Genomic DNA, 458 nt, shown 5'->3' on the forward strand with positions numbered 1-458 from the left:
CGACCTTTCGGTAAACCGCCAATCCCCAATGCGATATCTAAAGTCAAAGAACCTGTAGATACAGCTTCAACTGCTTGAACAGTGTTATCACCGAGACGCATCACCGTATTTTTGCCAAATTGTTTCCCAATTTGACTTAGCGCGGCTTGTAATGCTTTGCTTTTATTCTCATCCATCTCAAAAACCTCAATACTCTAAGTTCATCACGTTTAACCCAAGTGGATGCATTGAATCTCAACTTGTTTCACAGGGCTAATAGTGACAGATTTTTGCTATAGCTTCTATGTGTTGTCTGTGTGTGTGCGACACAACTCGTCGTTTTTATTCATCACCATACGACCAGTGTTGATCATTGTCCTGTTTAAACCGATTAATCTGTCTACGATCCTTTTTACTCGGTCTATGATCAGGTCGAGCAAGATTATGCAATTTTCGTTGGGATGCAATCAACTCCCGTC

2 pseudogenes are annotated in these 458 nt (G+C 41.3%); both read right to left on the reverse strand.

From position 1 onward, the window contains the following. Positions 1–176 (reverse strand): annotated as a pseudogene (locus tag GBI66_RS19225) (DNA recombination/repair protein RecA); the annotation flags it as partial. A gap of 145 nt (positions 177–321) precedes the next feature. Next, a pseudogene (locus GBI66_RS19230) lies at positions 322–458 on the reverse strand (RNA-binding protein); the annotation flags it as partial.

This window comes from Acinetobacter sp. TUM15071, from assembly GCF_008980925.1.
GTDB lineage: Bacteria > Pseudomonadota > Gammaproteobacteria > Pseudomonadales > Moraxellaceae > Acinetobacter > Acinetobacter dispersus.